At 68.1% G+C, this 15,513-nt stretch carries 16 protein-coding genes; 7 read left to right on the forward strand and 9 right to left on the reverse strand.

The genetic code is table 11. The features are described 5' to 3' along the window. Positions 1 to 56 precede the first annotated feature (56 nt). The 6 genes from AB0B82_RS30090 to AB0B82_RS30115 all read right to left on the reverse strand — a co-directional run bounded on the left by AB0B82_RS30090 (position 57) and on the right by AB0B82_RS30115 (position 6,119). A complete protein-coding gene (locus AB0B82_RS30090; RefSeq protein WP_360176006.1) occupies positions 57 to 269 on the reverse strand; it encodes a hypothetical protein in 213 nt (70 codons plus the stop codon). 9 nt (positions 270 to 278) lie between these two features. Further along, the gene (locus AB0B82_RS30095; protein WP_360176009.1) at positions 279 to 1,295 is read right to left on the reverse strand and encodes an ABC transporter ATP-binding protein; all 1,017 of its coding nucleotides are present in this window, start codon (positions 1,293 to 1,295) and stop codon (positions 279 to 281) included. Continuing rightward, on the reverse strand, positions 1,292 to 2,305 hold the full coding sequence (locus AB0B82_RS30100; RefSeq protein WP_360176013.1) for an ABC transporter ATP-binding protein: 1,014 nt from the start codon (positions 2,303 to 2,305) through the stop codon (positions 1,292 to 1,294). The genes AB0B82_RS30095 and AB0B82_RS30100 overlap by 4 nt, the downstream gene beginning before the upstream one ends. Before the next feature lie 5 nt (positions 2,306 to 2,310). Continuing rightward, positions 2,311 to 3,162: an ABC transporter permease gene (locus tag AB0B82_RS30105; protein ID WP_360176016.1), complete on the reverse strand. Its 852-nt coding sequence runs from the start codon at positions 3,160 to 3,162 to the stop codon at positions 2,311 to 2,313. Then, on the reverse strand, positions 3,159 to 4,226 hold the full coding sequence (locus AB0B82_RS30110) for an ABC transporter permease (RefSeq protein WP_360176019.1): 1,068 nt from the start codon (positions 4,224 to 4,226) through the stop codon (positions 3,159 to 3,161). The genes AB0B82_RS30105 and AB0B82_RS30110 overlap by 4 nt, the downstream gene beginning before the upstream one ends. 69 nt (positions 4,227 to 4,295) lie before the next feature. Continuing rightward, positions 4,296 to 6,119 carry an ABC transporter substrate-binding protein gene (locus AB0B82_RS30115; protein WP_360176022.1) on the reverse strand — a complete coding sequence of 608 codons (1,824 nt, stop codon included), beginning with the start codon at positions 6,117 to 6,119 and terminating at the stop codon, positions 4,296 to 4,298. A 374-nt stretch (positions 6,120 to 6,493) separates the two neighbouring features. Here AB0B82_RS30115 and AB0B82_RS30120 point away from each other — a divergent pair, with 374 nt between their 5' ends. After that, positions 6,494 to 7,462 (forward strand): FKBP-type peptidyl-prolyl cis-trans isomerase, encoded by a 969-nt coding sequence (locus tag AB0B82_RS30120; protein ID WP_360176025.1) that lies wholly within the window; start codon positions 6,494 to 6,496, stop codon positions 7,460 to 7,462. Positions 7,463 to 7,525: 63 nt separating this feature from the next. Here AB0B82_RS30120 and AB0B82_RS30125 read toward each other — a convergent pair whose 3' ends face one another. Next, complete coding sequence (locus AB0B82_RS30125; protein ID WP_360176028.1) at positions 7,526 to 8,017, reverse strand: hypothetical protein; 492 nt, start codon at positions 8,015 to 8,017, stop codon at positions 7,526 to 7,528. 31 nt (positions 8,018 to 8,048) lie between these two features. After that, entirely contained in the window at positions 8,049 to 9,149 is a 1,101-nt protein-coding gene (locus AB0B82_RS30130; protein ID WP_360176030.1) for a DUF3866 family protein, read from the reverse strand. 87 nt (positions 9,150 to 9,236) lie between these two features. Here AB0B82_RS30130 and AB0B82_RS30135 point away from each other — a divergent pair, with 87 nt between their 5' ends. Beyond that, on the forward strand, positions 9,237 to 10,193 hold the full coding sequence (locus AB0B82_RS30135; protein ID WP_360176032.1) for a WYL domain-containing protein: 957 nt from the start codon (positions 9,237 to 9,239) through the stop codon (positions 10,191 to 10,193). Beyond that, positions 10,190 to 11,161, forward strand: a complete 972-nt coding sequence (locus AB0B82_RS30140; protein ID WP_360176035.1) for a WYL domain-containing protein — start codon at positions 10,190 to 10,192, stop codon at positions 11,159 to 11,161. The genes AB0B82_RS30135 and AB0B82_RS30140 overlap by 4 nt, the downstream gene beginning before the upstream one ends. Here the strand turns inward: AB0B82_RS30140 and AB0B82_RS30145 are convergent. Next, a complete protein-coding gene (locus tag AB0B82_RS30145) occupies positions 11,149 to 12,342 on the reverse strand; it encodes a winged helix DNA-binding domain-containing protein (protein ID WP_360176038.1) in 1,194 nt (397 codons plus the stop codon). The genes AB0B82_RS30140 and AB0B82_RS30145 overlap by 13 nt on opposite strands. Before the next feature lie 200 nt (positions 12,343 to 12,542). Here AB0B82_RS30145 and AB0B82_RS30150 point away from each other — a divergent pair, with 200 nt between their 5' ends. The 4 genes from AB0B82_RS30150 (at position 12,543) to AB0B82_RS30165 (ending at position 14,794) form a co-directional block, all read left to right on the forward strand. Next, positions 12,543 to 12,734 (forward strand): hypothetical protein, encoded by a 192-nt coding sequence (locus tag AB0B82_RS30150; protein WP_360176041.1) that lies wholly within the window; start codon positions 12,543 to 12,545, stop codon positions 12,732 to 12,734. 58 nt (positions 12,735 to 12,792) lie between these two features. Beyond that, positions 12,793 to 13,077, forward strand: coding sequence for a twin-arginine translocase TatA/TatE family subunit (locus AB0B82_RS30155; RefSeq protein ID WP_360176044.1), 285 nt, complete (start codon positions 12,793 to 12,795; stop codon positions 13,075 to 13,077). A gap of 85 nt (positions 13,078 to 13,162) precedes the next feature. Then, positions 13,163 to 13,924: a twin-arginine translocase subunit TatC gene (gene tatC / locus AB0B82_RS30160; protein ID WP_360176047.1), complete on the forward strand. Its 762-nt coding sequence runs from the start codon at positions 13,163 to 13,165 to the stop codon at positions 13,922 to 13,924. Then, a complete protein-coding gene (locus AB0B82_RS30165; RefSeq protein ID WP_360176050.1) occupies positions 13,925 to 14,794 on the forward strand; it encodes a YegS/Rv2252/BmrU family lipid kinase in 870 nt (289 codons plus the stop codon). Positions 14,795 to 15,513: the final 719 nt, after the last annotated feature.

Raw genomic sequence — 15,513 nt, forward strand, 5'->3', positions numbered from 1 at the left:
TACGGCGAACAGCCGGCCGGGTGGGCCCGTCGCCGCGGACGGCGACGGGCCGGACGTCACTCGTCGTCTGGGCGCTTGCGGCCGGGCTGCTCGTCAGGCGCGAACTTGATCCCGAGCGCGGCGGTGAGGATCAGCGCCAGGCAGGCGATGATGGCGAGGTTGTCACCCATCATCCCGTGCGGGGTCCGAATCGCCGGTCGGATCAGCAACGACATGATCAGCAGACCGATGCCGATCCGCAGCAGGATCCTGGCGGCCGTTCTCGTCATGGCTGAACCCTACGACCGCGCCGCTTGCGCGCTCGCCTCGTCGTCGGCGAGGTGCGTCAGCGGTGGGATTTCCTCGTTGAAGAAGCAGGCGGTCCGGTGTCCCGCGCCGATGTCCTCGAGCGGCGGAGCCTCCGTGCGGCAGACGTCCTGGACCAGCGGACAGCGGTTGGAGAACACGCAGCCCTTCGTCGCGGGCTCGCCGGTCAGCCGCTCGGAGCCGCCGCCCTCGGCGTCTCGCTTGCGGACCAGGACCGGGTCCGGGACGGGGATCGCCTGGAGCAGCATGTGCGTGTACGGATGGCTGGGGGTCTTGATCAGCCTTTCGACCGGGCCTTCTTCGACGATGTGACCGTAGAACATCACCGCGATGCGTCCGCCCTGCGCGAAGTACCGGACGACCCCGAAATCGTGGCTGATGAACACGAATCCGATGCCGCGCTCACGCTGGAACGACAGCAGCAGGTCGAGGATCGCAACGCGCATCGACACGTCCAGCATGCTGGTCACCTCGTCGGCGACGATCAGTTTCGGCTGCAGACTGATCGCCCGGGCGATCGACGCCCGCTGTCGCTGGCCACCGGACAACTGGTGCGGGTACCGCTGCAGGAACGCCGGCGTGGCATCCAGCCCGACCTGCTGCAACAGTCTGAGCATCTCGTCCTGGACGGTACGGCGGTTCGCCAGTTTGTGCCGCAGCAGGCCGGGGGCCAACGTACTGCCGATCGTCAGTCCCGGGTTCAGCGAACCGTACGGATCCTGGTGCACCATCTGCACGCGACGCCGCCAGTCCGTGCGCTCCTTGCCCTTCAGGCTCGCGATGTCGCTGCCCTCGAAGGAAATGCTGCCGCTGCTGGGTTCGTGCAGCCCGGCGATCAGCCGGCCCAGCGTGGTCTTGCCGCAGCCGGACTCGCCCACCAGGGCCACGATCTCGCCTTCGCCGGCGGACAGGTCGACATTGTGCAGTACCGGCCGGCCGGTGCCGGTGTCGTAGGTGTGCGTCACGTTCCGCACGTCGAGCAGGCTCATGCCTTCGACACCTCCATCGGGACGATTTCTCGGTTCGCGACGTGGCAGGCCACGAGGTGGCCGCCGCCGTCGCCGAGCAGTGCGGGCTCGGTCTGCCGGCAAAGGTCCTCGACCGACCTGCACCTCGGAGCGAACCGGCACCCGGCCGGCAGGTCGGCGAGATTCGGCACCGCGCCGCCGATCGGCCGCACTGTGAGGCCGGCGTCCAGCACGCTCGGGATCGCGTTGATCAGCGCTTCGACGTACGGATGGCGGCGTTCGGCCTTGAAGATCTCCTCGACCGTCCCGGTCTCGACCAGACGCCCGGCGTACATCACCGCGACCCGGGTGGCCACCTCGGCGACGACCGCGAGATCGTGCGTGACGAACACGATCGTCACCCCGAGATCGCGATGCAGATCCTTGAGGATGTCGATCACCAGGCGCTGGTTGAGCACGTCCAGGGCCGTGGTCGGCTCGTCGAGGATCACCACGGACGGTTTCAGCAGCAAGGCGACGGCGATCGCCACGCGTTGCTTCATCCCGCCGGACAGCTGGCTCTCGAACGCCTTCCAGATCCGCTTCGGAGGCAGTTGGACGAGTTCGAGCAGGTGCTCGAAGTGTTCGCGGCCCGCCTTCAGGTCGGGGAACACCTCGGGATGCGCCTGCAGGATGTGGTCCACCTGCGCGCCGATGGTCACGACCGGGTTGAACGCGTTCATCGCGCCCTGAAAGACCATTGCGAGTTCCGCACCGCGCAGGGCGTTGAGTTCGCGCTTCGACATCGCGACCATGCCGCGGCCGCGGAACCTGATGTCGCCGCCGATCACCCGGCCGGGCTGCGGCACGATCTGCAGCATCGAGTACGCCAGGGTGGACTTGCCACAGCCGGATTCACCGACCAAGGCGTAGATCTCGCCGGCGGCGACCGAGAGGCTGACGTTATCGACGGCGCGCACCGAGCCGGCGCCGTCGCCGAAGGCGACCGTCAGGTCGTCGATCTCGAGCAGGGTCTGGTCTTCGGTGTGCATGTTGTTCACTGGACACGCAGCCTCGGGTTGAACACGCTGTCGAGCGCTCGGGAGAAGAACACGAAGGCCACCTGCAAGATGACGATCGCGGCCATCGGGGAGAACAGGTAGAACGCGCTGTCGGTGGTGTACAACGCTCCCTGGGCCATCGCCAGGTTGATCATGATGCCCCAGTTGTTGCCGCTGATCGGAGCGATGCCGAGCAGGAACAGACCCACCGATGCGTAGATGGCCCCGGTGATGGCCAGCAGGAAGTGGATCGCGACGTACGGCCCGACGTTCGGCAGCAGTTGCCGTCCGACCATGTTGCCGAGCGAGACGCCCTGCAGCTTGGCGGCTTCGACGAACTCCCTGCTGCGCAGACTCATCGCCTGGGACCGGATCGCCCGGGCCAGCCCGGCCCAGGCGGTGATCGACAAGATGAAGGCCAGCACGACCGGGTTGGTCGTGTTGATCACGCTGGCGAGCACGATGATCAGCGGTAGGCCGGGGATCGTCAGGAAGATGTCGGTGATGCGCATGATGACCGTGTCGGCCACTCCGCCGACGTAGCCGGTCAGCAGGCCGATCGCCACGCCGATGAAGACCGTGATCACCGCGGACAGCACGCCGACGATCATGATCGGCCGGGTGCCCACGATGATCTGGGACAGCACACCCTGACCGAGCGAGTCGGTGCCGAGCGGGTGCTCCCACGACGGCGCCAGGTACGCCTGGCTCGCGTCCTGCTCGTTGCCCACCTCGACGAAGATCGGGCCGAAGACCGCTGCCAGGCAGTAGATCAGCACGATCGCGCCGCCGATCAGGGCCCCCTTGTCGTGGCGCAGGATCCGCCACAGGTCGCTGAGGAATCTCATGCCATCGAACCTCCTGCCGGCAGCACTTCCTGATCGGAGTCGGCGGGCTGGTCGGTGGCGCGGGCGCGCGCGGCCGGATTGGCGATCCGCGGGTCGACCAGCGGGTAGAGCAGGTCGACCAGGAGATTGGTGATGATCACCGACACGGTGATCAGCACGAAGCAGCCCATCATCAACGAGTAGTCGCGTTGGCCGACCGACTGGATCATGTAGAACCCGATGCCCGGGTACTGGAAGTAGGTCTCGATGAACACCGAACCGCCGAACATGAAGCCCACGGACAGGGCCAGCTGCGTCACCATCGGCAGCATCGAGTTGCGCCCGACGTAGGACTGGGTGATCCGGCGATCGCTCAGTCCGCGGGACTCGGCCGCCCGGACGTACTCCGCGCCGAGCACCGAGACCGCGCTGCCCTTCATGCCCAGCGCCCAGCCGCCGAACGACGTGATCACCGACGCCGCGATCGGCAGGATGGCGTGGTAGAGCACGCTGATCAGGTACGGCCCGTTGAACCCTGGCGTGACGTCGACGCCGTACGCGCCGCCGGACGGGAACACCTGATAGACGCTGGTCAGGACGTAGAGCAGCGCGATCGCCACCAGATAGCTCGGTACGGCGCTCAGGAACGAGACGACGAAGGTCATCGCCTGGGAGAACCGGCTGTTCTGGAACGCGGCCATCACCGCCCCGACCGCGATGCCGATGAGGAAGCTGATGATCAGCGACACCGCGACCACCATGATCGTCCAGGGCAGCGCCTCGGCGATCACTGCCACCACCGTGGTCCCCGGGTTGGTGATCGGCCGGCCGAGGTCGCCGCGGACCGCGCCCCACACGTACCGCAGGTACTGCTCCCAGACCGGAGCGTCCGGCGTCACGCTGTAGATGGCGTTGATTCGTTGCTGGATCTCGACCTCGCTCAGGCCGCCCTGCATCCGCAGCTGAGCTTCCAGCGCTGCCATCGGGTTGCCGGGCATCAACCGGATCATGAAGAACGACAAGGAGATGACGATGTAGATGATCAGCAACGACATCGCCAGACGTTTCAGGACGTAGGAAACCATCAGCGCCTTCCGGGGTCGGGGCAGTACCGATCGGCACCCGCGGGCGGGTGCCGATCGAACCGTGAAGGACTACTTGGGAGTGATGTAGCCCTGCTGCATCGCCAGCGAGAGGCCGCCGTTCATGTCCGCGCTGATGATGTCCCACAGTTCACTGGACTTGTTGTCGCCCAGCGGCGGCCAGTTCGTGAACTCCTTGGTGGAGAACGGGAACTGGTAGACCTTGGTCGCGTACCAGATGTAGGGCACCTCTTCGTTGACCATCTGCGCCCAGTTCCAGACCTGCTTGTTCATCTCTTCGCCCGGTTCGACGGTGCGCACCTGCTGGTCGATGGTGCTGACCACGTCGACCTCACCGAGACCGGGAACGTTCTTCTTCGGGCCGAACCCGATCCCGCGCTTGCCGGCGTAGTTGCCCAGCCGGGTGAAGTTGTAGCCCGGGCCGAGCAGGGAGTTGTACATCGCGATCGGGTTGCTGCCACCGACGAACGCCATGCCGGCCTGGAAGTCGCCGTTGTGCTGGTCGGCGTCCTGCTGCGCCCCCGAAGTCGCGTTCACCTGGGACTTGATCCCGAACGCGGTCAGTGCCTTGGCCGCGGAGTTGAACGACGTGACGATGTCGGTGGTCTCGGCGTTGGCGGTGAAGGTCAGCGTGAACGGCTTGCCGTCCGGCTTGATCCACTGATCGCCCTTCTTGGTGAAGCCCTCGCCCTGCAGCAGTGTGGTCGCCTTGGCCAGGTCGACCGGGTACTTGTTCAGCTTCTCGAGCTGCTCGGGCTTGAGGTAGAGCTTCTCGAGCGTCGGCGAGATGCCGGTGATGACTTCCTTCCAGGTACCACCGGCCGCCTCGTCGGTGCCGTACGCCGCCTCGCTGATCTGCTGCCGCGGGATCACGTACGCGAGCGCCTGGCGGACCGCCTTGGAGTCCAGCGGCTTCTGGTTGCTGTTGAAGACGATGGTGAACCCGAAGCCGAGCGGGAGAGCCGTGTTGGACTCGGGGGTCGACTTCCAGCGGTTCAGGATCGGCGGCGGCATGTACACGTTGGACAGGTGCACGTTGCCGCTGAACAACTGCGGGTAGACGGTCTGCGTGGCCCCGTTCAGGTACCGGATACCGGCGAACTTGATCTTGTCCGCGTCCCAGAAGCCGCTCCACTTGACCAGCTTGGCTTCCTTGGTGGTGATGTTCTCCAGCTGGAACGGCCCGTTGCCGATCAACTTGTCGACCTTCAGCTGGGCCAGGTTCTTGAACGCGTCACCCATCCGCTTGAACTCCGGCAGCTTCGCGGCCTGCTCCGGATTCTGCTGCAGCGTGCGGAAGTACTTGACCACGTCCTGCTTCAGTTCGTCGGTGACAAGCTTGCCGTAGACGCTGGAGGGGTACGGACGGATCGAGTTCAGGATGTCCAGTTTCGCCAGGGACTCCGGCTGCCCTTCCTTGAGGGTGAAGGCAACCGTCTTCTCGTCCACGATGTCGACACCGGTGATGTCGCTCCAGAACCCGTCACCGCGCAGCCCGTTCAGGATGGCGGTGTCGTGCAGGTCCTTGCTCGTCACCGGCGTGCCGTCCTGCCACTTCGCGTCGTCGCGCAGGTGAACGTTGAGCTTGCCGTTCTCGACGGCCCACTTGTCGGCCAGCTGCGGGATGAACTCGGTCAGGCTCGGCGACTTCACGATCGCCAGCCGCATCGAGATGAAGTCGTTCTGGATGCCGAGCTGGTTCACGTTGTACGGGTTGTAGGACCACGTCGTACCCCAGCTGCAGCACGGGAAGAACGTGAGGAACTTGCTGGAGTCGCCTGCCGAGGCGGGGCCGCCGGCATCTTTGCCGGAGTTCCCGGCGGGGCTTCCGCCACCCGCCGTGCCGGCGGTGCAGGCAGCCACCAAGGTGACCACCAGACAGACCGAGACCAGGGCTAGCAAGCGCTTTCTGGCGCGACAGATCACTCGCGGCAACGTCATGTCGATCCTCTCGACCGGGGCGGGCGTCGGGCTTTGATCTTGCCGAGGTTGAGCGGTTTAGTAAAGAGTATGGGGAAAGGATGATGTTCGCGAGCCGGACGCGTTTGTTCGAGCAACTGCCATCGCCCGCCGATCGTGACGACGCCGTCGTGCCGGCCGGATCGCGGCTGTCGACGTGGCGTGGCGTGACGGAACAGTGATGCAGGCGGCCGGTCCCGTGGTTGATCGCGCAGGCTAGGGTGGTCCGCGTTGTTGACCGGAGGCGATCGGCGCGTCATGACGCCGGGATGGTTCGAGGTGCTGGTTTCGTGCGCAAGTTGTTGACACTCGTCGCGGTCGCGGCGCTGGGTGTGTCCCTGGCGTCCTGCGGCTCCGAGAAGGACGAGTTCGGGGCCGGCGGTATCAAGGTCACGTCGGACTTCGGGCAGAAGCCGACCGTCACCCATCGTGACGGTGAGCCCGAGAAGGGGCTGGTGACCGAGGTCCTCAAGGAGGGCGACGGCCCGGTCGTGAAGAAGGGCGAGCTGCTCACCGCGAACTACCTCGGCCAGATCTGGCGCGACGGCAAGGTCTTCGACAACTCCTACGACCGCGGTGCGCCGTCGTCGTTCCCGATCGGGGTCGGCGGCGTCATCTCCGGCTGGGACGAGGGTCTGGTCGGCAAGAAGATCGGCAGCCGGGTGATGCTGTCGATCCCGTCCGACAAGGGCTACAAGGAGACCGGCAACGAGCAGGCCGGCATCAAGGGCGACGACACGCTGATCTTCGTCGTCGACCTGGTCAGCGCGGCCGGTAACGACACCCCGCTGGACGCCGACCCGGTCACCCCGTCGGCGCCGACCAAGATCAAGGTCAGCGGCCCGCTGAACGCCGAGCCGAAGGTCACGGTGCCGGCCGGCACCAAGCCGCCGGCGAAGCCGGGCAAGCCGGTCGTGTTCGCGCAGGGCAAGGGCAAGCCGATCGAGAAGGGCGACCAGCTGATCGGCCGGTTCGTCATCTACGACTACGCCGGCAAGAAGCAGGCCAGCACCTGGGACGCGCAGCCGGCCACCGCGCAGAGCCCGGGCCAGCCCGCGGCCCCCACCGACCAGCTCCCGACGGTGGGCCCGACCAACGGTCAGGCCGGTCCCCTTGACGGCTTCGCCAGCATTCCGGTCGGCAGCCGCGTGCTGGTCGAGCTGCCCGCCTCCAAGGACCAGGCCGGCAAGCCGGTCAACGCGTTCGCCGTCATCGACGTTCTGAACGCCTTCCCGGCCCCTAAGCAGACCGGGCAGTAAGCAGCCACTCGAAGGACCGGCCTCCCCGCGCGGGACGCCGGTCCTTCGTGCGTCCGCAGCAGCTCACCGCGTCCGCCGTACCGGCCGGGTACTGAACCAGCGATTCGACTCGGCGGTGAAGCTGAGCGCGATCGCACTGAGCACGGCGAAGACGTGCAGACAGCGGATGACGGCGAACGTGACGAAGCCGACCGACCAGTCCAGCGCCCCGAAATCCCCGTCGTTCACCAGCCAGGTCACCGGGCCGATGATCAGCGAAGCGATCCCCACCGTGCCGAGCAGACCGGTCAGCAACCAGCGGGCCCAGCGCACGCCCGGCCGGAAGTAGCGGTCGACCACCACGAACAGCCCGCCGTAGACCATCGCCCGGAACGCGATCTGCACGAGCACCCCGCCGACGGACGCTCCGTCGACGAGCGCGCCGAGAACACCGAGGACGGATTCGGCGACCCCGGCACCGATCGCCGCCAGCCACAAGGCGGCCGCACCACGTACCGCCAGTGGCGGCTCCGGCCGGGCTGCGGGTCGACGGGTGCGTTCCGAGATGCTTTCCATACGACCACAGTCGCTGCGCCGGGCCGCGAGTTCAGGAGTACTGCGACCCCACTCCAGGTGGTGGTACGTCTACCAGCCCCGCCGCGTGCCGTCCCGCCGCTGCAGCAGCTTCGAAGTACGCGCGGTCCTCGTCCAGCGACCGCCCCATCGTCGACAACCGTACTGGTGCGGCCTGCATCGCGTCGTACAGCCCGTCGACCCCGACACGCACCACCCGGTGCCGTGCCTTCAGCGGCTCCGCAGCGTCCCGTACGGCGTCACCGAAGTCACCAGACAGGTCCGGTACGACGACGTCGGCCGGCTGGAGCGCTACGCGGCCGTACGCGGTCAGGCTGTGGTGCGAGATACCACGGTGGCGCGGCCGTGGGTCCGCCTCGGAGATACGGAGGGACGCTACGGCCCGCCCGCCCAGCGTGCCGATCGCGTTGACCGCCTCACCCGACTGCACGCCGGAGAACCCCCAGCGCGTCCCAGTGCCCAGGTTGCCCGGCCCCTGTGTGATGACGACGAGCTCCGCCGCCAGCACGTGCACAGCCGTCAGCAGCCCGGTGTGCACGGTGACAGCCTCCCGGTCGCCGCCGTACGCCTGTCCGACGGTCACCGTGGCGTGCAACCAGCCGGCGTCCCGCAGCGCCGACACAGTCCGCGAGAACGCGAGCGGCAGCGCACCACCGTCCGTCATCACGTACACCACTCGGGTGTTCGGCCGCGCCTCGAGGACGCCGGCCACCACAGCAGGCAGTGCGGAGTGCAGGTCCGCCACGACAACCGGCGTACCGACGAGGTCGTCCGCGTCCCGCAGTACGTCGTGGTCGGGGGAGTCCTGCTCGTCGGCGCCGAGCACCATCGCCTGCAGCGGCGTGTACCGCGCCTTGACCAGATGCCCGCGCTCCGGCGGGTCGTCCGGCAGCCGGTCCGGTACGGCGACCACCAGGGCGTACCCACCTGTGCCCAGGCCGCGGTCCAGTGCGCTGACGTTCAGCAGGACGCGATCGCCCGGCACCGGCGTACCGACAAGGTCCGGGTAAGCCAGCGCGCGCACAGCCTGTGAACCGACCGTCACCGTCAGCTCGAGCGCACCCGCCCAGCTCCGGCCGATCTCGTGCACGACACCGTCCCGCCATCGAATCACACGCCGACTGTAGTCGGTCGAACCCGTGTTCGAAGTTTCGGTGTGAATTGGCGGGTTTTGGCCGCCCGGAGGCCGTAAGGTGGTCGGGTGTCGGCGCGGAAAAGTGAGCGACTGCTCAACCTGGTCATCTGCCTCCTGGTCGCGCGCACGTATGTGACCAAGGACCGCATCCGTGAGGCCGTCGAAGGCTACGCGGGGCAGACCGACGACGCCTTCGAGAAGATGTTCGAGCGCGACAAGGACGAGTTGCGCGACCTCGGCATCCCGATCGAGATGGGTACCCTCGACAAGTTCTTCTCCGACGACGTCGGCTACCGGATCCGCCGGGACGTCTTCGAGTTGCCCGAGGTGCACCTGGAGCCGGACGAGGCCGCCGTCCTCGGCGTCGCAGCGCGCGTATGGCAGCACGCCGGGCTGTCCGAGGCGACCACCTCCGCGGTGCTCAAGCTGAAGGCGGCCGGCATCCAGACCGACCAGTCGGCGCTGAGCGCGATCGAGCCGCACGTCGGCGCGTCCGAGCCGGCGTTCGACCCGCTGTGGGCCGCCGTGGTCGCGCGGCAGGCGGTGCGGTTCCAGCACCTGCGCAGCGGCGCGTCGGAGCCCACGACGCGCACGCTGGAGCCGTGGGGCATCGTGTCGTGGCACGGCCGCTGGTACGTCGTCGGACGGGACCGCGACCGCGAGGCGACCCGCATGTTCCGGCTGTCGCGGATCCGCGGCGACGTGAAGACAGTGGGGGAGCCGGGGGCGTTCACCGTCCCGGAGGGCACCGACCTGCGCTCACTGGTCACCGAGCTCGCGCCGCCGCGGCCGACCTCCGAGGCGAAGGTGCGGGCGCGGACCGGCTCGTGTGTCAGCCTGCGGCGTCGCGCCAACGCCATCGAGCCCTACGAGGACGGCTGGGACCTCCTGCACGTCCCGTACGCCGACGCGTCGGTGCTGGCCGAGGAGATCGCGTCGTACGGGCCGGATGCCGTGGTCGAAGGACCGGGCGACGTGCTGGACGGAGTGCTCTGGCGGCTGCGGGCGGTGGCGGGCGCATGAGCAACGCACGTGACCAGGTGCAGCGGCTGCTGGCACTGGTGCCGTACCTGCGCGAGAACGACGGCGCCCGGGTCGAGGACGTCGCGAAGGAGTTCGGCGTCAAGCCGAAGCAGATCATCGCCGACCTGAAGGTGCTGTGGTTCTGCGGGCTGCCGGGTGCGCAGATGGGCGACCTGATCGAGATCGACATCGAGGCCGCCGAGGGTGACGGCGTCATCCACATCAACAACGCGGACTACCTGGCGCGGCCGTTGCGGCTGGCCGCGGCGGAGGCGCTCGCGCTGCTGACCGCGCTGCGTACGCTGCGGGAGGTCACCGCGGGCGCGGACCGGGACGCCGTCGACCGCGCGATCGCGAAGCTGGAGCGAGCGGCGGGGGAGGCGGCCGCGGCGAGCGAGGGCGCGGCGGCGCATGTCCACGTCGAGCCGGCGGCGCCGGAGATCGCCGAGATCGTCAACCGCGGGCTGGCCACGAAGCGCCGGCTGCACCTGACCTACGACGTGCCGTCACGCGACGAGACCACCGAGCGCGACGTGGACCCGATGCGGCTCGTCGTGTCCGAAGGGCGCACGTATCTCGAGGCGTGGTGCCGTCTCGCGGAGGACGTGCGGCTGTTCCGCCTGGACCGCATCGCCGGCGTCAAGCTCCTTGACGTACCGAGCGAGCCGCCGCCCGAGGCGACACCGCGCGACCTGTCGAACGGGATGTTCCAGCCGTCGGAGCGGGATCTGCTCGCGACCGTACGGCTGGCTCCGCCGGCGCGGTGGGTCGCCGAGTACTACCCGAACGAGTCCGTCGAAGAGGGTCCGGACAACTCCCTCGTCGTCAGACTCCGGGTCGCCGACACCGCATGGCTGCAGCGCCTGGTGCTCCGCCTCGGCGGGGCCGCCACGGTCCTCGATCCGCCGGACCTCACCACCCAGATCGCCGCCACGGCCCGCGAAGCCCTTGCCGCCTACGACGACTGACTGAGCTGCTTTTCCAGCGGCGAGCGGAAGCGGGGAGTCACGCGGACGCCGGCCAGCCAGCTGGTCCAGCGGTCGGCCTCGGTGTCGACCATCTCCTTGGTTTCGGCGCCGACGTCCTCGAGCAACTGGTACCGCACCTCGCCCGACTCGGGCTGTCCCCACGCACCGATGATGCGGCCGTCGGCCCAGATGCTCGGGCCGATGTTGCCGGTGTTGTCGAACAGCTTGGACTTGTGCGGCCCGAGGAACCAGTCACGCTCCTTCCAGCCCATCGGCGTCGGGTCGAGCCCCGGCAGGAAGGCGACCCACGGCTCGACGGGCACCTCCGGTGCCTCGTCACCGGGCAGCACGTACCCGACCTGGCCGTCCAGATCGACCTCCACCGCCTCGACCGCGGCCAGCGCCTTCCGTGTCTGGCCCAGCGTCCACCCGGCCCACCACTGCAGGTCAGCCGTCGTACCGGGACCGAAGGACGTCAGCCACGCGCGGGCCAGCGTCACCCGCGCCTCCTCCGCGGCCAAGGCCTTGCCGAAGCCGTTCGGCAGCCAGTCAGCGACGGGCGACCACTGGTGCTGTCCACTCAGCCACGTCCCCAGGGGGCGTCCGCGCACGATGCGCCCGTCGGCCGCGAGTTGGAACAGCACGCGGCTCGTCACGTAGGGCTGAGCGCCGTACGACTTCCCGGCCGCCAGATTGAGCCGGGTCCGCAGCCGCGGCTCGTCCGCGGCGAGCTCCTGCGCCGTGGCGGAACCACGCAGCGCCAGCGCGGCCGCCGTTGACTCCTCGACCGAGGCCAGCCATTGCGCACAGGCGCCGGCGTCCTCGGCAACCTCCGACTCGAGCAGATGCTTGATCAGCAACTTGCGCTGCTTCACCGCGATGTCGTTCGTACACGCCGCTTGCACCACCGGCGCGAACGGCGTCGGTACGACGAACACCGTCCGCCGCATGCCCAGCATCCGGATCAGCGACCGCTCCTCGTACAGTGCACGCTCCGTAGCCGCGACCTCACTCCCCGGCACCCGCGCCGCGACGCTGAGATGCACCGTGGCCGGATCGGTGGCGTGCAGCGCGACCATCGACGCGGCCGCCTCGACCGGATCGGCCGCCTGGCAGCCCGCCCCGAGCCGATGCCGCCGAGCGAGCCGCGTTCGCCGCTCCTCGATCCCGATCCGCACCATCCGCGCCCTCCGACCCGCCTCGACCACACCGTTCCCCGCCCCCTGAAGCCGCAGTGCACGTCCGGCGCAGCCACCGGCCGCCTACGCACGGTACGACCACCGCGAGACACTAGGTTTTACCATCACGTTCCGACACCGTTGTCCACTCTGACGCACCGCGGAACGTGGGTGACGGCCTGGAAGAGGTTAGGCTCCTCGGTATGTACTGGTTCCTGCTCTTCCTCGCGGTGGTGGCGGTGTGGCTGCTCGTCCTCGCCCTGCTCGCGTGGAAATTGTGGGGCCAGGGCAAGGCGCTGACGCGTGAGTTGGTCGCCGCTCAGTCCAAGCTGGAGGCAGCGCAGTCCGCGGCCGCGTCTGGACAGACCCGTGAGGACGCCGACACCCCGGCGTAGTATTCGGCCACGAACTCAGGCTCGAGTCCCGAGCTGATGTTGGAGAGGGAGTATCGACATGGCAGCACCGCTCATCGCTATGCCCCAGGGCGCGGAATGGCTGATCATTCTCGCCATCGTCGTGCTGCTGTTCGGTTCGGCCAAGTTGCCGGCGCTGGTGCGGCAGCTCGGCAAGTCGAAGAAGATCTGGGAGGAAGAGGTCGGCCCGAAGAAGAAGGACAAGGAGCTGACCGAGGACGCCTCGCAGCAGCCGGCCCAGCAGGCCGTGCAGCAGACGCAGGCCCAGCAGCAGAACCAGGTGAACGGCCAGGGCGACGGTCTCCCGCCGCACACGGCCAACTGAATCGAACGTTTCACCAGTGTCGATGGTGAAGTTCGGGCGGCGGAAAGAGAAGAAGGAACGCCACCCGAGAGACCCAGAGGGTCGGATGACCCTGCGCGAGCACATCGTCGAGCTCCGGAACCGGCTGCTCGTCAGTGTGCTCGCGATCGTGATCGGTACGGTCGTCGGCTGGATCTTCTACAACCAGGCCTTCGACTTCCTGACCACGCCGTTCGTGACGAGCGTGGCCGAGATGGCCAAGGACGCCGGCCAGACCAAGACGCCGCAGCTGACGTTCCCGGGTGTCGGTAACGCGCTGACCTTCCGGATCAAGATCTCGGCCCTGTTCGGGCTGATCCTGGCCGCGCCGATCTGGCTGTACCAGCTGTGGGCCTTCGTCGCCCCCGGCCTGCACCGCAACGAGCGCAAATGGGCGTACATCTTCTCGGCGATCGCGACTCCGCTGTTCGCCGCCGGCATCGCGGTCGCATACTGGACGCTGCCGAAGGGCATCGAGATCCTGCTCGGCTTCACCCCGCTCGACATCCAGAACCTGGTCGAACTGCCCGACTACCTGGACTTCGTGCTCCGCACGATGCTGGTCTTCGGTGTCGCGTTCTTGATCCCGCTGGTCGTGGTCCTGCTGAACATGGTGGGCGTCGTACCGGCGTCCGCGCTCGGCAAGTTCCGGCCGTACATCATCTTGGTGATCTTCGTGTTCGCCGCCGTCGCGACGCCGTCTGGTGACCCGTTCACGATGTGCCTGCTGGCGATCCCGATGTCGCTGCTGTTCTTCGTCGCGGAACTCATCGCGCGCTTCAACGACCGCCGCCGTGCCCGGCGTTCGCAAGAACTCCTGGCGGACTGAGTGCGGCGGGTCGCGCTGGTGGTCAACCCCACCAGCGGTCGAGGACGCGGTGCGCGGATCGCACCGGTGGTGCGGGAGCGGATCGCCGCCGCCGGCCTGACCGTCGACGTCCACACCACGACCTGCGCGGCGGACGTCGGCCGGCTCGCCGCCGAGGTGGTCGCCTCGGGGGCAGACGCGGTCGCGCTGATCGGCGGCGACGGCACGATCCACCTCGGCGCTCAGGTGCTGGCGAACTCGGGCATGCCGTTCGGCGTCATCCCGGCCGGTACCGGCAACGACTTCGCCCGGAGTATCGGCGTACCGCTGAACGATCCGGCCGCCGCGGCCGACCTGGTGGTCGCCGGCCGGACCCGGTCGGTCGACCTCGCGGTCGCGAAGGACGAGTTCATCACCACGGTCGTGGCCGGCGGTTTCGACTCGCTCGTCAACAAGCGCGCGAACGAGCTGAGCTGGCCCAAGGGCAGCTCGCGCTACACCGTCGCGACGCTCGCCGAGCTGCGCACATTCAAGCCGCTCGAGTACGTCGTCACGGTCGACGACGAGGTGATCGAGACCAAGGCGATGCTGGTCGCGGTCGGCACCGGCCCGACGTACGGCGGCGGCCTGCACATCTGCGCCGGCGCCCGCATCGACGACGGCCTGCTGGACGTCACGATCATCGAGCCCGTCTCGCGGCTCACCCTGCTGCAGCTGTTCCCGAAGCTCTCGAAGGGCACCCACGTCGGCCACCCGGCGGTTCGCGCTCTCCGCGCACGCTCGGTACGCATCGACTCGCCGGGTATCACCGCCTACGCAGACGGTGAGCTGCTCGGCCCGCTACCGGTCGACGTCACGATCGCCCCGGCCGCGCTCACCGTGTTCGCCTGAGTTCTCTACGCATCTGCACCACTAGATGATTGATGCACGGCCCGAAGGGGTGCACGCTCGACAGTTAGTGTGGTGCGGGGTGGGTGCGTTCGGTGTCTGATTCACGCTCAGCTGTGACCCCTGGCACAGGCCCCGTGCACCCCATCCCGGGGCCTTGGACAAGCAATAACCAGTCCACACCCACCACAACCTGTCCAACCCCCCGACTTCAGCCCGCACGCCGACCGGCGCAGCCAACCACAGCCAGCCTCATACGAACGGATAACCCCGCCAGTTGGGGGTTCTCTGCTGGTATACCGACGAAGAACCCCCAATTCGCGGGGTTATCCGCTCGTATGCCGTGCCGCGGATCAGCCGGTGGTGGATCAGCCGGGCGGTGGTCTGGTCAGCGGTGATCTGGTTGGCGCTGTTCGGCACGAGGTGATGGTGCGACGTGGCGCCGCGGGGTCGTGACGTTGCGTGGGATGGCGGTGTGGGGCGTGGGTGGCGTGGGTCGGTGGTACGGCGTGGCGTGGGGTGCTGGCGTGGCGTTGCGTGGGGTGGGGTGCTGGCGCGGCGCGGCGCGGCGCGGCGTGGCGTGGCGTGTGGCGTGGTGTGGGCGTAGGGGTTCCCGGTTTCCGGGTCTCCCCCGCACGGTGGGTTCACCCATCGTGTTGTGGGTTCCGTACCCTTCACACGGGTCAGGAACAGGTCGGCAGAGCACACGGCTGATCGGCGGG

This window comes from Kribbella sp. NPDC048915, from assembly GCF_040649595.1.
Classification (GTDB): domain Bacteria; phylum Actinomycetota; class Actinomycetes; order Propionibacteriales; family Kribbellaceae; genus Kribbella.

What these genes read in the sequence shown, in the direction of transcription:
- AB0B82_RS30095 (WP_360176009.1), bottom strand. Translation starts at nt 1,295, where the DNA reads ATGAGCCTGCTCGACGTGCGGAACGTGACGCACACCTACGACACCGGC.
- AB0B82_RS30140 (WP_360176035.1), top strand. Translation starts at nt 10,190, where the DNA reads ATGAGCAACGCACGTGACCAGGTGCAGCGGCTGCTGGCACTGGTGCCG.
- AB0B82_RS30155 (WP_360176044.1), top strand. Translation starts at nt 12,793, where the DNA reads ATGGCAGCACCGCTCATCGCTATGCCCCAGGGCGCGGAATGGCTGATC.
- AB0B82_RS30145 (WP_360176038.1), bottom strand. Translation starts at nt 12,342, where the DNA reads ATGGTGCGGATCGGGATCGAGGAGCGGCGAACGCGGCTCGCTCGGCGG.
- tatC (WP_360176047.1), top strand. Translation starts at nt 13,163, where the DNA reads ATGACCCTGCGCGAGCACATCGTCGAGCTCCGGAACCGGCTGCTCGTC.
- AB0B82_RS30125 (WP_360176028.1), bottom strand. Translation starts at nt 8,017, where the DNA reads ATGGAAAGCATCTCGGAACGCACCCGTCGACCCGCAGCCCGGCCGGAG.
- AB0B82_RS30105 (WP_360176016.1), bottom strand. Translation starts at nt 3,162, where the DNA reads ATGAGATTCCTCAGCGACCTGTGGCGGATCCTGCGCCACGACAAGGGG.
- AB0B82_RS30150 (WP_360176041.1), top strand. Translation starts at nt 12,543, where the DNA reads ATGTACTGGTTCCTGCTCTTCCTCGCGGTGGTGGCGGTGTGGCTGCTC.
- AB0B82_RS30110 (WP_360176019.1), bottom strand. Translation starts at nt 4,226, where the DNA reads ATGGTTTCCTACGTCCTGAAACGTCTGGCGATGTCGTTGCTGATCATC.
- AB0B82_RS30090 (WP_360176006.1), bottom strand. Translation starts at nt 269, where the DNA reads ATGACGAGAACGGCCGCCAGGATCCTGCTGCGGATCGGCATCGGTCTG.
- AB0B82_RS30100 (WP_360176013.1), bottom strand. Translation starts at nt 2,305, where the DNA reads ATGCACACCGAAGACCAGACCCTGCTCGAGATCGACGACCTGACGGTC.